The 13,850-nt window shown below is 67.7% G+C and carries 12 protein-coding genes and 1 pseudogene; 4 read left to right on the top strand and 9 right to left on the bottom strand.

All coding sequences use genetic code 11. The features are described from left to right. Window positions 1-613: 613 nt before the first annotated feature. From ACWKWX_RS29040 to ACWKWX_RS29005, 8 genes are all read right to left on the bottom strand, one after another. Window positions 614-1,354: an AraC family transcriptional regulator gene (locus ACWKWX_RS29040; protein ID WP_416425505.1), complete on the bottom strand. Its 741-nt coding sequence runs from the start codon at window positions 1,352-1,354 to the stop codon at window positions 614-616. A gap of 7 nt (window positions 1,355-1,361) precedes the next feature. After that, entirely contained in the window at window positions 1,362-1,859 is a 498-nt protein-coding gene (locus ACWKWX_RS29035) for a hypothetical protein (protein WP_416425506.1), read from the bottom strand. A 14-nt stretch (window positions 1,860-1,873) separates the two neighbouring features. Continuing rightward, window positions 1,874-2,377 (bottom strand): nucleoside 2-deoxyribosyltransferase, encoded by a 504-nt coding sequence (locus ACWKWX_RS29030; RefSeq protein WP_473003457.1) that lies wholly within the window; start codon window positions 2,375-2,377, stop codon window positions 1,874-1,876. Between the two features lie 17 nt (window positions 2,378-2,394). After that, the gene (locus tag ACWKWX_RS29025) at window positions 2,395-2,835 is read right to left on the bottom strand and encodes a spore coat protein U domain-containing protein (RefSeq protein WP_416425508.1); all 441 of its coding nucleotides are present in this window, start codon (window positions 2,833-2,835) and stop codon (window positions 2,395-2,397) included. Window positions 2,836-2,847: 12 nt separating this feature from the next. Continuing rightward, entirely contained in the window at window positions 2,848-5,136 is a 2,289-nt protein-coding gene (locus ACWKWX_RS29020; RefSeq protein ID WP_483829553.1) for a fimbria/pilus outer membrane usher protein, read from the bottom strand. Next, window positions 5,133-5,858, bottom strand: coding sequence for a fimbrial biogenesis chaperone (locus ACWKWX_RS29015; protein WP_483829552.1), 726 nt, complete (start codon window positions 5,856-5,858; stop codon window positions 5,133-5,135). The genes ACWKWX_RS29020 and ACWKWX_RS29015 overlap by 4 nt, the downstream gene beginning before the upstream one ends. An 18-nt stretch (window positions 5,859-5,876) precedes the next feature. Next, the gene (locus ACWKWX_RS29010; protein ID WP_416425511.1) at window positions 5,877-6,383 is read right to left on the bottom strand and encodes a Csu type fimbrial protein; all 507 of its coding nucleotides are present in this window, start codon (window positions 6,381-6,383) and stop codon (window positions 5,877-5,879) included. Between the two features lie 155 nt (window positions 6,384-6,538). Then, window positions 6,539-7,255 carry a LexA family transcriptional regulator gene (locus tag ACWKWX_RS29005; protein WP_483829551.1) on the bottom strand — a complete coding sequence of 239 codons (717 nt, stop codon included), beginning with the start codon at window positions 7,253-7,255 and terminating at the stop codon, window positions 6,539-6,541. A gap of 208 nt (window positions 7,256-7,463) precedes the next feature. On the opposite strand from ACWKWX_RS29005, the gene ACWKWX_RS29000 reads away from it, so the two are divergent. Next, window positions 7,464-8,543: a GlxA family transcriptional regulator gene (locus tag ACWKWX_RS29000; protein ID WP_483829550.1), complete on the top strand. Its 1,080-nt coding sequence runs from the start codon at window positions 7,464-7,466 to the stop codon at window positions 8,541-8,543. An 81-nt stretch (window positions 8,544-8,624) separates the two neighbouring features. On the opposite strand, the gene ACWKWX_RS28995 is transcribed toward ACWKWX_RS29000, so the two are convergent. Continuing rightward, window positions 8,625-9,896 carry a serine/threonine transporter gene (locus ACWKWX_RS28995; protein ID WP_476297580.1) on the bottom strand — a complete coding sequence of 424 codons (1,272 nt, stop codon included), beginning with the start codon at window positions 9,894-9,896 and terminating at the stop codon, window positions 8,625-8,627. Between the two features lie 387 nt (window positions 9,897-10,283). Here ACWKWX_RS28995 and ACWKWX_RS28990 point away from each other — a divergent pair. The 3 genes and pseudogenes from ACWKWX_RS28990 to egtB form a co-directional block, all read left to right on the top strand. Beyond that, window positions 10,284-10,898 (top strand): annotated as a pseudogene (locus ACWKWX_RS28990) (histidine kinase dimerization/phospho-acceptor domain-containing protein); the annotation flags it as partial. A 164-nt stretch (window positions 10,899-11,062) separates the two neighbouring features. Then, complete coding sequence (locus ACWKWX_RS28985) at window positions 11,063-11,485, top strand: DUF1810 domain-containing protein (RefSeq protein WP_483829549.1); 423 nt, start codon at window positions 11,063-11,065, stop codon at window positions 11,483-11,485. Window positions 11,486-11,551: 66 nt separating this feature from the next. Beyond that, window positions 11,552-13,693, top strand: coding sequence for an ergothioneine biosynthesis protein EgtB (egtB, locus tag ACWKWX_RS28980; protein WP_483829548.1), 2,142 nt, complete (start codon window positions 11,552-11,554; stop codon window positions 13,691-13,693). The last annotated feature ends 157 nt before the right edge of the window (window positions 13,694-13,850 follow it).

Below are 13,850 nucleotides of genomic sequence, written 5' to 3'. Positions count from 1 at the left end.
TTGGCTGATGCTGAGGCGGTGGCGGGTGTGGTCGAAGAGGATGCGGGGGGCTTCAGCCATGGTCAGGCCTCCTGGGGCAAGTGAATTGCAGTGCGGATGCAGTTTTCGAATACTTCGGCGCAGCAGATACGGGCACACACGCATATAAAAAGCGTCGACCTATACATGGGTTCACGAACAGGAATTGCTGCACACCGGCTAGAGCGGATGCAATTATTAAAGTGTTCAACTGTGTATCTGTTACGCCGCTCGAAATGCGGGCAAAACCCCACACCAGGCGGGCCAAATGACAGAGCCAACGCTTGATGAATGCGCAGCAAAAAAGTAGGGCAGGATGGCGGTAATTACTACCCTACGCCGTCACTAGAGAGACATCCCACAGAACGAGTTGATATTTCCTACAGATAACGCCCATAGACTTTACGAGTTACAAGCCGCAATAGGCGAAAACAAGTAACAATAGTTGAGTAACATATTGAAACCAAATATCGCACTGGGGTATTTAAAATACAAAAACAACAGAGCGCCGTAACCGGCAATCCTGCATCAAGGCAATACGCGGCGTACGTAATGGCCAGCGCAGCCTGGCGGCAGCGGCTACGCCGGCGGCAGGTCAGGCAGGCTGGTAATGACTCGGCGCATGCCCCAGCTCGCGCTTGAACATGGCGCTGAACGCGCTGGGGCTCTGGTAGCCGTGCTCCAGCGCCACTTCGAGGATGGACTTGCCCGAGGCCAGGCGCTGCAGGCTGAGGATCAGCCGGGTACGGGTGCGCCATTCGCCGAAGGTCATGCCCAGTTCGCGCTGGAACAGCCGCGCCAGGGTGCGCGAGCTCATGCTGCTCTGGTCGGCCCAGTCCTGCAGGCAGGACTCGCGCGACGGGTCGGCGACGAAGGCTTCGCACAAGGCCTTGAGCCGTGGCTGGCTGGGCAGGCGCACGTGGGCGGCCAGCGGTGGCGCCACCTGCAACTCGGCGAACAACAGGCCCAGCAGGCAGTGGTCGCGCCCCTCGCGCTGGGCCTGGCCGAGGCTGCCGATGGCGGCCAGGATCAGCTCGCGCACCAGCGCCGTCACCTGCACCACCTGGCACGCAGGCACCGCGAAGCCCAGCGCCGCGGGGTCGATGAACAGCGTGCGCATGCGCACCTCGCCGGTCATGCGAATGTCGTGTTCCACCGCCGCCGGCACCCACAGCCCATGGCCCGGCGGCACCACCCAGCTGCCTTGGGCGGTGGTGACGCGCATCACCCCGCTGATGGCGTGGATGAACTGGATCTGCGCGTGGCAATGGGGGGCGATGACCTCTCCGTGAACATAGTCGTCGGCGCAGGCCTGCACGGGGTAGCGGTCGAACATGCTGGCGTCAGTCCCGATGCGGCCGAGGGATCAGCGCCTGCAGCTGCTGCGCCAGGTAGTCGGCGGTCAGCGCGTGGGTCTCGGCTTCCTTGGCGCCCCGGTCCTTGCGCCACTGCCAGTCGGCGGACGGCGGTGTGCACACCAGGCTGATGCTGCCGTAGCGGTCCGAGGTAAGCCCCATCACCGCCAGCGAGATCACGCCCTTGGCGCCCATCACCTCGGGCACAAACTCAACGCTGCGCAGCGCCAGGGTGATGCTCAATTTATGGCTGGCGAACGGCGACAGCGGCGCCGGGAAGCTGGCGTTGGCGGCCAGGTAGGGCTCGCGGCTGATCTCCACCAGGCCCTCTTCACGCAGCGGCTGCAGCCATTGCTCGATGCGCTCGTAGAGGGCGTTGATGCCCTGGGTCCAGTGGCTGCACTGGGTCTCGAACAGCTGCTTCTTGTGCTCTTCACTCAGGGCGTATTGCTTGAGCATTTCGCCCAATTGCCGGACTTCGTCCATTGCCGTGTGTCTCCTCAAGGTGCCGATGCCAGGTGCCGGCGCAAATCGCCAACCGCCTGTTCGACCGTTGCACTGTACCCTGCCCAGCTGGCCGCCAGCATCAAATTGCGCGGCAGGTTGAAATCTTCCACCGCGAACCCCTGGGCATCATAGCCCTGGACGTCGTGGGGCACCTGTTCGCGCAGGCTGTGGTCGGGGTCGAAATAGGCCCACACCGGCTTGCCCAGGGCCACCGCCAGGCCCACTTCGAAGGCCGTGCCGGAGTCGGGCTCCTGGCCGCGGAACACATTGAGATTAGCCAGCACCGCGTCGCAACGGCGGATCATGTCGATGTTCTGCGTGCAGATCCAGCGCGCCGCCGCCACCCCCGCGAGCCCTGCGGGCAGGTCGTTGTCGAAGGGGTAAAGGCCGTCCAGGCCCTGGTCGGCGCACAGGGCCTTGAGGTACTGCCCTCGGGCTACCGCATCGCGGCGGAACACATCGAAACCGGCCAGGTACACCGGCCTGCGCGGGGTCATGAAAAGCCTCCTGAACATCAGTACACCAACCGGATGGCGTTCACCGCCTGGTAGGTGCCGGGTGAGCCCTGGCGGCCCGGCTGCATGCGCGCGTACACCGTGTAGGTGCGGCTGGCGCTGGCGTGGGCGGCCAGGGTGTAGCTGGCGCTGGCGAACGCCTGGCTGGCCAGGATCGGCTGCCGGCCGTTGGCCGTGTACAGCTGATACTGGGCCGTGCCGCTGCCGTTGCGCAAGCTCTGGCTGGTGCTGCCGTCGGTGTCGATGTACAGGCTGTAGCCGACGCTGGCGGCGCTGGCGCCAGCCTCGCAGGTGACCGTGACGCTGGCGGTGCTGGCGTGGCTCTGCTCGGCGATGCCGGCGACGCTGCCGAACAGCAGTGGCGTCGACGCCACTGAACAGCTGTAGGCCAGGGCGGCGGGGCTCAGGGGTAACAACACCAGCAATAACAGATGGCGCATGGCATGGGGTCCTCAATGGCAGGTCAGGGGGCCGATGTCGGGGATGCGCCCCGGCTCGGCCTGGTAGTCGAAGGTGGCGCTGCAGGCCGGGCGGCCGGGTGCCTGCACGCGCACCTGGTCGTGGGCGGCCACCTGCTGGAAAAACACCTCGCCGTCGTACCCGACCAGCGCCTGCTCGCCGCTGCCTTGCAGGGTGGCGGTGGCGCCCACGGGCAGCGGCTGCTGGCGGCTATCGCGCAGGTGCAGGGTGACGCTCTGGCTGCGGTGCACGGCAAAGTGCGCGCGCACGGCGCTGCGGTCGCCGGGGGTCAGGTGCAACTGGTCGGTGCCCAGTTCGACGTCCAGCGGCACGTCGCCCGGCTCGATGGACAGGTGGTTGTCCTCGAAGGCGCGCAGCTGGTCGACGAACAGCAGGCCGTTGTGGTCGGTGCGGCCCAGGTCGCGGTTTTCCTGGCGCACGGTGACGTTGGCGAGGCCGTCGGTGTCCACCAGGGCGAAGGCGTCATCGATGGTGTTGGAGGCGAACAGGTGGCCGCCCAGCAGGGTTACCGCGCCCTGGGCGCCAGCGCGCCAGTCGGTGCTGGCGCCGGTGCGCTCGGTCTCGCCGCTGACCAGTCCGTAGGGCGATTTGTAGCTCAGGGCCAGGTCGTCGCGGTCCAGGTCGCCGGTCTCGCGGGACACCCGCCAGCCCAGGTCGCCACGCTCCACCGCCGGGCGCTCGGCCTGCACGGTCTGGTAGCTGCTGTTGCCGCTGCGGTTGCTGCTGGCGCTCAAGGTGGCACCGTCGCCGAAGGGTATCGACAGGCCCAGGAACAGGCCGTTGCCGGTGGTGCCGGTGTAGTCGTGCAAGGCGGTGATCGAGCCGTAGGCGCCCCAGGGCAGCGGCCGCGAATAGGTCACCGACAGCGCCGTGGTCTGCACGCTGCTCGAGGTCAGGGTGGCGTCGTCGTAGATGTTCACGCGTTTTTTTGTGAACACCACGCCCAGGGAGCCCAGGCCCGGCAGCGACCAGCCCAGGTTGGCGCGCAGGCTGGTGCCGGGGCGGTCGTCACCGTTGGCCGAGGCCAGGTCGTTGAAGGCGTGGTCGGCGCGCAGCACGCTGAACCCTGCGTTGAACACGCGGCTGGCATGGCTGAAGCCGACGCCATACTGCTGGCCGGCGTGGCCCTGGTACTGGCTGCCAGCCAGGGACAGGTTGAGCACGCCCACCTGGCCCAGCAGCCAGTCCAGCCCTGCCCCGCCCATGGCCAGGGTGTCGCTGGCTTCCAGGTGGCTTTCCCAGGTCAGGTGGTCGCTGGCGCCGTGCCGCCAACTGAACGACGCCGCGCCCTGGGCGTAGTCGGCGGACTGGCTGGCGTAGTGTTTGCGCACGCTGCCGGCTTCCACTGACACCGCGTCCAGGCCGGGGCTGAGCAGCAGGCTGCTGGTGTAGAACGGCAGGGTCTGGGTGGTCTGCCGGCCGCTGGCGTCCTTGACCACCACGGCGATGTCGCCGCTGCCCGTGGCCACCGGCAGTTGGCTGGCCTCGAAGGGGCCGGGCTCGACCTGGCCGCTGAGCTGGTGCAGGCCGTTGACGTAGATGTCCACCGACGACGGCACCGCCACGCTGGAACTGATGCCGGGGCGCGGGTAGGTAACCAGGTCCGGACGCAGGCCGAAGTTGGTGGCCATCTGCACCCCGGCCAGGCGCACCGGGCGGGTCCAGCCGAGGCCGCCGTTGACCACGTCGCCGACCTTCCAGCTGCGCAGGTGATCGAGGTCGGCCAGGCTCCAGGTGGTGTCCAGCCGCACCGTGCTGTCCAGGGTCGGGCTGCGGGTCTGCAGGCTGCTGGTTTCCAGCACGCCGGGGCCGCCCAGCAGGCGCAGGCTGGCCAGGGTGCTGGTGCTGGCCTGGCCGCTGGCGCGGGTGTACTGGGTGTCGTAGTTGAGCACCGCCGCCGGGTCGCTGCGCAGGCCACTGGCGTCGGGGCGCGCGGGGTCGTGGCGCAGTTCCTGGGCCACCAGGTCGCGGTCGGGCAGGTCCAGGTAGAGGCGCTGGGCGGCCTGGTCGTAACGGCAATGGCCGCCGGGCAGCCGGGTCAGGTCGACCTGCGCTTCAGCGTGGGCCGGCGTGCGGATACCCAGCGCCGCCAACTGGTCGGCGGCCACCAGCAGGCGCCCGGCCTGCTCGTCCACTTCCTGGGCGGCGGCGCGGCTGCGGCCGTTCACCAGCACTTCCAGCAGCAGGGTGTCGGCGTGGGCCGGCAGGGGGCTGGCCAGTGCCAGCATCAGCAGCAGGCACCGGTAGGGCGGCGGGTTCAACGGCCCTGGTCAAGGGTCAGCCAGCTGTCCATTGCGCTGCCGCGGCCGCTGGTGGTCAGGTGCAGGCGCGCACCGGCCTGCAGCGCCTGGGCCGGGGCCTTGATCAGCCAGCGGCCATCCTGGCCAGCCAGCAAATAAGGCAACGCCGGGCGGCTGAGCGTCAGCGCGTGGCCGTCGGCGGCTGCCAGGGTCAGGTTGGCCAACTGCGCGTGGGCCTGGCCGGCGTTGTGCGCCAGCAGGTACCACTGGCCGTGGTCCTCCACGGCGCGCCAGCGCACGTCGGCCTTGGCCCGCGCCGCTGGGCTGGCGAACACCGGCACGGTCAGGCGGAACGCCAGGGCGACCTGGCTGGGGTCGGGGTCGGGCAGTTGGTCGAACACTACGCGGTAGGCCTGCTCGGCGTCAGTGGCCGGCCCGCGCAGCAGAATGCGGATGGTCTGCGACTGGCCGGGGGCGATGCTGGCGAACGGCGGGCTGACCAGCAGCGCCTGGGTGGGCGCCAGCACGTCGGTGTTGCCCGCCTGGGTCCACTGGAAGCTGCGCACCTGCACGCGGGTGGGGCGGGTGCTGCGGTTGCTGAGGGTGAAGCTGGCCGTGTGCTGGCCGGCGTCCAGCGCCTGGGCGATGGGGATGATGTTCAGTGCCTGGGCCCGGGCCTGCGGCGCAAGCGCGCACAGGCCGGCCAGTGCACAGGCCATGGAAAGGCGTGTGACAGGGTTCATGAGGGGCTCGCCGACGGCTCAGTAGTTGACGGTGACAACCACGGTGTCGGAGTAGGAGCCGGTGCTGGCGGTCAGCTGGTCGGCAGCGATCTTGCCGTACACGGTGATGGCCTGCGCCGCGCCCGTGCCGGTGCCCGCCAGGGTGTCGGTGCCGGTGGTGTCGCCCCAGCTGGTGGCGTAGCTGCTGTCCTGGTACAGGCCGTAGCTCAGGGTGGAGCTGCTGTCCGAGGCGTTGGTCAGCAGGCGTGCCGAGGTGGTGGCGTCGGTGCCGCTGCCCGCGCCCAGGGCGATGGTGTAAGGCGCGTCGTTGGTGCAGGTCACCGACAGGGCGGCGCTGGAGGTGACGGCGGTGCCCGAGTAGGAACCGAACGCGAGGGCGCCGGCGGACACCGAGCAGGAGGCGACCACGGTGGCGCTGACGCTCATGTCGGCGGTGGCGGTGGAGGCGTTGGCGCTGTTGGCAAAGGCGATGCCCAGGCCGATCAGGGCGACGGCGCCGGCCTTGAGGAACTTGGAGTCGAACATTAGGGGAGTTTCCTGCAAAAAGCGTTGCGTAAGTGTGTGGGTCCCAAGCGTCTGGAATGCCGCCTGGTGACCTTTTTCAGCTTACGTGTCGAGCCCTTTGCAGGGGCGGCCAAACCGTTGCACATCCGGCCACAAGCGCGGCAGATCCGGCCAATTCAGCCTTGCCAGCTGCAGATCCACACCACGCGGCCGATGACGCTCAGTTCCGCCTGGCGTTTCTGCGGCAGGTGCTGGTCGCGGAATTGCTCGCTGATGGCCAGCAGCATGAGCGAGCCGTCGCACTGGAACTGCACGCGCTGCACCCGCACCACGCCGCCCAGTTCCAGCAGGTACAGGCCATCGCCGGCCAGCCCCGGCGCACCCCGGTCGATCAGCACCGTGCCGCCTTCGCCCAGCGGCGCGCAGCCCTGGCCACGCGGCACCTGCACCGCCAGCAGGCGGTGTTCGGCCAGCCCGCGCTGCTGCAGTTCGACCCGGCCCAGGGCCAAAGGTTCGATGGCCGCCACGCTGCCCGGCCACGGCAAGCCGGCGGCGCAGGCTTGCGCCGGGTAGCGCTGCACCAGCACGCTGTGGTCGTTGCTGGCAGGCAGCGGCGCCTGGCCGGCGATCAGCCAGTCCAGGCTCACCCCCGCCGCCCGCGCCATGGCCACGCACACCGCAAGGCTGGGGGCACTGCCGCCACGAATGTATTTGTACAGCTGGGTCTCGTGCACGCCGGACTGGCGCGCCAGGTTGCGCTTGCCCCCTAGCGATTCAGCTATATCGGAGATTCTCTGACCCAGGCCGTCCAGGGACACGCCCGTGGCCTCGATCACTGTCAATCCTTTGGCATCCACCAGGGAGGTAGCGCCGGCCGACGGCTCCATTTTCATGCGGTTGAACTCTCAAGATGCATAGCTTTAAGGCTTGACCCTCTATAGCTAACTGACTATATTTTGACGTCTATGTTTTGACGGCGCGCCAATATCCCGTGTCAGCGCCAAAAGCGCGACCCGTAGATGACAGCCAATGGCCACATTTCTTCGCGGCCGCAGAAAATATTTCTGCCTTGAAGGTATTAACGGCACAGTTGGCCGGGGCTTGATTTTTTTGCACACCATCACCCACTCCCCTTCCCCCGCGCCGCGTGCGAACGCGCCTGGCGCCAGCCTCGCCGTGGTGCGCGAAATCGCCATCCTCAGCTACCCGGGCTGCTACGTGGGGGACGTGATCAAGCTGCTGGAAACCCTGCACGCCCTGGACCTGCGGCCCTGCTGCAGCCTGCGCCGCGGCGCCAGTCTGCGGGCGCGGGTGTACTCACTGGATGGCGCGCCGCTGCGCTCGCCGGGCATGCCCTGGGTCAGCGTGCAGACCCAGGCGCTGGACGCACAGTTGCCGCCGGCACCCGACACGTTGATCATCGCCCACGGCCCGGCCCAGGCCCTGGACAGCCCGCCAGCGCCGCTGCTGCAGTGGCTGCGCCAGGTGCAGCCGCGCGCGCGGCGGGTGGTGGCGCTGGGCGCGGGGGTGTTCTGGCTGGCGGCGGCGCGGCTGCTGGAGGGGCGCCAGGTCACCACCCACAGCGCCCTGGTTGCCCTGCTGGGGCAGCGCTACCCGACGTTGCAGGTGCAGCACCGCGGCAGCCTGCAGATCGACGGCCCGTTCTACACCACCAGCGAGCGCATGAGCGCCAGTGACATGGCCCTGCTGCTGTTGCGCGACCACTGCGCCGCCGTGCGCGGCCAGCCCTGCCCTCCCGGCGCGGATGACAGCCAGCGCCCCGCCCGCGACGGCCCTGCCCTGCGCCTGTGCCGCTGGTGGCTGCCGCGGCTGGACCAACCGCTGAACATCGCCCAGGCAGCCGCCCACCTGCACACCAGCGAGCGCACCCTGCGCCGGCTGCTGCGCCAGGACTGCGGCTGTTCCCCCTACGGGTTGCTGGTGCTGTTGCGGCTGGACATGGCGCGCCAGGCGCTGCTGGACAGCGACCTGCCAGTGGACAAGATCGCCCGCCGTGGCGGCCTGGGCGACGGCCAGCAGCTGGCGCGGGCGTTCCGCAAATACCTGGGCGTGGCGCCCGGTGAATACCGGCGCACGCGCACCCCGGCGCGGTTGCACCCGGACTACGGAAGGTTGTTTGATGGGCTGCGGCAGCCAGGGTGGCTGCTGCAGCTGCGCTAACCCACTCGCCCGTAGCAGCGGCCGCCAGGCCGCGTCACGGCTGGACGCAGCCTTCGGCGGCTGCTACGGGTGGGTGTGCGCTTAGAGGGTGTAGACCAGCGCCGAGATGGCCACCAGGCCGACAATCACCACGAACAGGTTCGACAGCTTGCCGGCGTATTGGCGCATGGCCGGCACGCGGCGGATGGCGTACATCGGCATCAGGAACAGGATGGCGGCGATCACCGGGCCACCCAGGGTCTCGATCATGCCCAGGATGCTCGGGTTCAGGGTTGCCACCAGCCAGCACACCACCAGCATGAAGGCGGCGACCACGCGGTCCATGGTCTTCGCGGCCGGGCGGCGGCCACTCTTGACGATCAGGCCCTTGAGGCCTTCGCTGGCGCCGATGTAGTGGCCCAGGAACGACTTGGCAATGGCCACGAAGGCAATCAACGGCGCGGCGAAGGCGATGGTTGGGTTGCTGAAGTGGTTGGCCAGGTACGACAGGATCGACAGGTTCTGCGCCTTGGCTTCCGCCAGTTGCTCGGGCGACAGGGTCAGCACGCAGCTGAACACGAAGAACAGCACCATCACCACCATCAGGCCGTGGGCGCGCGCCAGGATCTGCGAGCTGCGCTGTTCGGCGTTGGCGCCGTAGCGGCGCTTCTGGTCAACGGCAAAGGCCGAGATGATCGGCGAATGGTTGAACGAGAACACCATCACCGGAATCGCCAGCCACAGGGTGTGCAGGAACGCCGACGGCTCCGGCACGTTGCTGGCGGTGGTGAGGATGCCACCGGTCCAGTGCGGCACCAGGAACAGCGCCAGCAGCAACAGCGCGACAATGAAGGGGTACACCATCAGGCTCATGGCCTTGACGATGAAGCGCTCGCCGCAGCGCACCACGGCCAGCAGGCCGACGATCAGCACCAGCGCCAGCAGCGCACGCGGTGGTGGCTGCATGTGCAGCTGATGTTCGATGAAGCTGCCCACGGTGTTGGTCAGCGCCACGCTGTAGATCAGCAGGATGGGGAAGATGGCGAAGAAATACAGCAGGGTGATCAGCGCACCGGCCTTGGCGCCGAAATGCTCCTCCACCACGTCGGTGATGTCGGCGCCCTCACGCCCCGACAGCACGAAACGAGTGAGGCCGCGGTGGGCGTAGAACGTCATCGGGAAGGCCAGCAAGGCCAGGATCAGCAGGGGCCAGAAACCGCCAAGGCCTGCATTGATCGGCAGGAACAGGGTTCCGGCGCCGATAGCCGTGCCGAACAGGCCCAGCATCCAGGTTGTGTCGTGACGGTTCCAACGGCTCAGCGTCGCTTGTGGCGCCGCATAGTGTTGGTCGAGGCTGTTGGCCTGTTCATTCATCCGGTCGAATCTCCGCTTGCCGGTTATTCATACGTGGCCGAGACGGGATGAAACATGAAGCAGGCAGCGCCCCGGCCATAAAAGGGGGGGCGATTGTCCGGGATTGTGCTTGAGAAGCAAAGACTTAGCTGAGCAACGGTCGCAAATGCGAGGGGTTTTCGGCGTGGCAGTTTGCCACACCTGCCAGGCTGCAAGCCCCGTCGCCGTTGCCGCACGCTGCACTGGCCGCTTCATTCGCAACCTTGATGGCCCAGATGCCCACTGCACAGGGACGCCGGCGGCAAGTGGCCGTTTTCTGCCGCACTCACCGATACATTCGTGAAATCAACGCGACACAACCGGGCGCGATGCTGGCTGCTCGGATCTATCCGGCCCAAGAGCCCCCGCATGTCCAGCTTTCGTCTGCCGCGCTTCGCCAACTCCCTGTTTGCCCGCCTGTTTGGTATTTCGGTGATTGCTATCGTGCTCGCCCATTGCCTGGCGTTCGTGTGGTTCCAGGCCTATGGCAAGCAGCAGGAGGACGCGCGCTTCCACGCCATGGAGCTGCGCGAGCTGGACCTGGACGAGCCGTTGCCGCCGCCCCCGCCGCGCACGCCCTTCGACGGGCCGATCGTGCCGCTGGTGATTCAGATCAGCACCCTGGTGGTGGCGGCCTGGTACTGCTCCAAGCTGTTGTCGCGGCCCATCCGCCACTTCAGCGCCGCTGCCGAGCGCCTGAGCGACGACCTCGACAGCCCGCCGCTGCCGGTGCTGGAGTACGGCCTGCTGGAAGCCCGGCAGGCCACCCAGACCTTCAACCGCATGCAGTGGCGCATCCGCGAGCAACTGCGCCAGCGCGGCTACCTGCTGGGCGCGGTGTCCCACGACCTGCGCACGCCGCTGTCGCGGCTCAAACTGCGCCTGGAATTGCACGACGAGGCGCGCCAGCACATGGACATGCGCCAGGACATCGACGAGATGGTGAAGCTGCTGGACGCAACTTTGGCGTTGGTGCATGAGCGGCCGCAGCGCCCTTCGCTGTAATCGCGGCGTGGCCTGACGCAGCCTGCGGCAGCTGCTACGTAGCAGCTGCCGAAGGCGGCGTCCTGGGCCCCACGTCGAACTATTTAGAACTCACCGCCACTGCCACGGTCATCTGAACACCTGCCCCTTGCGCGGTGAACCCCATGGACACCTACAACCTCCAGCGTTTCGTCGAAGCCCAGCGCCCGGTGTTCGAGCAGGCCCTGCACGAACTGCAGGGCGGCCAGAAGCGCACCCACTGGATGTGGTTCATATTCCCGCAGATCCAGGGCCTGGGCCGCACCGACATGGCCCGCCAGTTCGCCATCAGCGGCGCCGGCGAGGCGCTGGCCTACCTGCAGCATCCGCTGCTGGGCCCGCGCCTGCTGCAGGCCAGCGCCGCCGTGGCAGCGCTGAAAGGACGAGCGGTCGGGCAGATCTTCGCCCCGCCCGATGACCTCAAGCTACGCTCGTGCATGACCCTGTTTGCCAACGCTGCCGACGACCCCAGCCCGTTCAACCAGGTGCTGGACGCCTTTTTCGACGGCCAGCCCGACCCCAAGACCCTCGATGCCCTGGGCCTGTAGGCCGCTTGCCGGGCAGTCACCTCGCCAACTCACGTCGCCATCGACGCAGCCGCGGAGCCTTGACTGATGAACCTGATGCCACGCCACGCACTGGAAACCCTGCCCACCCTGGCCGATGAGCGGCTGCAGCGCTACCGCCAGGTGCGCCGCCATAGCGAGCGCCTGGCCAGCCCCCTGACCCCGGAGGACATGGTGGCCCAGTCGATGCCCGACGCCAGCCCCACCAAGTGGCACCTGGCGCACATCACCTGGTTCTTCGAGACCTTCCTGCTGGTGCCCAACCTGCCCGAATACCGGCCGTTCGATCCCAGCTTCGTGTACCTGTTCAACTCCTACTACGAGGCCGTGGGGCCGCGCCAGCCGCGGCCCCAGCGCGGGCTGATGACGCGCCCGGCGCTGGACCAGGTGATGGCCTACCGGCAATACGTCGACCTGCACATGGGCAGCCTGCTGGCCATGGACCTGGACGCCGCCACCCTGGCCCTGGTGGACCTGGGCCTGGCCCATGAGCAGCAGCACCAGGAACTGCTGCTGATGGATATCCTGCACCTGTTCAGCCTCTCGGCCCTCAAGCCTGCCTACGACCCGGCCTGGCCGGCCGATGCCGGCGGCCGCGAAGGCCAGTTCAAGGCGCTGGACGGTGGCCTGGTGGACATCGGCCACGACGGCGACGGCTTCGCCTTCGACAACGAAGGCCCGCGCCACAAGGCGTACCTGGCGCCGTTCGAGATCAGCGACCGGCTGGTGACCAACGGCCAATGGCTGCGCTTCATGGCCGCCGGCGGCTATGCCACGGTGGGCCTGTGGCTGTCCGACGGCTGGGCCGTGGCCCGCGAGCAGGACTGGCAGGCACCGTTGTATTGGCAACGGGACGGCGAGCACTGGCAAGTGATGACCCTGGCTGGCCTGGTGCCCGTGGACCCCGATGCCCCCGTCACCCACATCAGCTACTACGAGGCCTGCGCCTTCGCCACCTGGGCCGAGGCGCGCCTGCCCACCGAGGCCGAATGGGAGCTGGCGGCCACCACCGGCCTGCTCGAGCAGGTGGATGACGTGGCCTGGCAATGGACCCAGAGCGCCTACTGCCCCTACCCCGGCTTCCACCCGGCGCCCTCGGCGGTGGGTGAGTACAACGGCAAGTTCATGGTCAACCAGATGGTGCTGCGCGGGGGCGCCAGCATCACCAGCCCCGAGCACTGCCGCCCCAGCTACCGCAACTTCTTCACCCCCGGCCTGCGCTGGATGTTCTGCGGCCTGCGCCTGGCCCGCGACGTGTGCCAGGACGGTCTGCACAACAGCGAGTTCGCCCGCGACGTGATCGCCGGCCTGTCGGCGCCACACAAGAGCCTGTCGCCCAAGTACTTCTACGACGCCGCCGGCTCGCAGCTGTTCGAGGCCATCTGCACCACCCCCGAGTATTACCCCACGCGCGCCGAAACCCGGCTGCTCACCGACGTGGCGGCGCAGATCGGTGCGGTGATTCCCGAGGGCGCGGCGCTGGTGGAGTTCGGCAGCGGTGCCTGCGACAAGATCCGCCTGGTGCTGGACGCCGCGCCCCAGGTCAGCGTCTACGTGCCCATCGACATCTGCCAGGACGCCCTGGACAACGCCGCCAGCCACCTGCGCGATCGCTACCCGCAGCTGCAAATAGCGCCCCAGGTGGACGACTTCACCCGCGCCCTGCACCTGCCGGAGGCGGTGAAGGGCAAGCCGCGGGTGGGCTTCTTCCCAGGCTCCACCATCGGCAACTTCACCCGCCCGCAAGCGGTGCAGTTCCTGCGTTCGGCGCACACGCTGCTGGGGCGCAACGCCTGGTTCATCGTCGGCGTGGACATGGTCAAGGCGCCGGCCATCCTGGAAGCCGCCTATGACGATGCCGCCGGCGTCACCGCGGCGTTCAACCTCAACCTGCTCAAGCGCATGAACCGTGAGCTGAACGGCAACTTCGTGATCGACGACTTCCGCCACCTGGCGCTGTGGAACGCCGAGTTGCAGCGCATGGAAATGCACCTGGTGAGCCAGCGCGAACAAGTGGTGCAAGTGGCCGGCCAGGCCTTCCACTTTGCCGAGGGCGAGCGCCTGCACACCGAGAACTCGCACAAGTTCACCGTCGAGTCTTTCACCGAGATGGCCGCGCTAGGCGGCTGGCGCGTGTGCCACCAGTGGATCAGCGATGAGCCGCAGGTGGCGTTGTTCTGCCTGTGCTGACAGCCCATGCAGGAGACGGGCGGCGCGACAGTCGTTTTGGCACTAAATATTCAAGCCAAAAACACTAAGACCGCCCGTCTCGCCTTTCTATAATCAATAAACTTTTATCGGCTTTGCCTTTCACAGTTAATGCAGGGCCACTGGCCTTGCACATCCG

It is taken from the genome of Pseudomonas imperatae, assembly GCF_057128625.1.
This window is presented reverse-complemented; position numbering and strand designations above follow the sequence as displayed.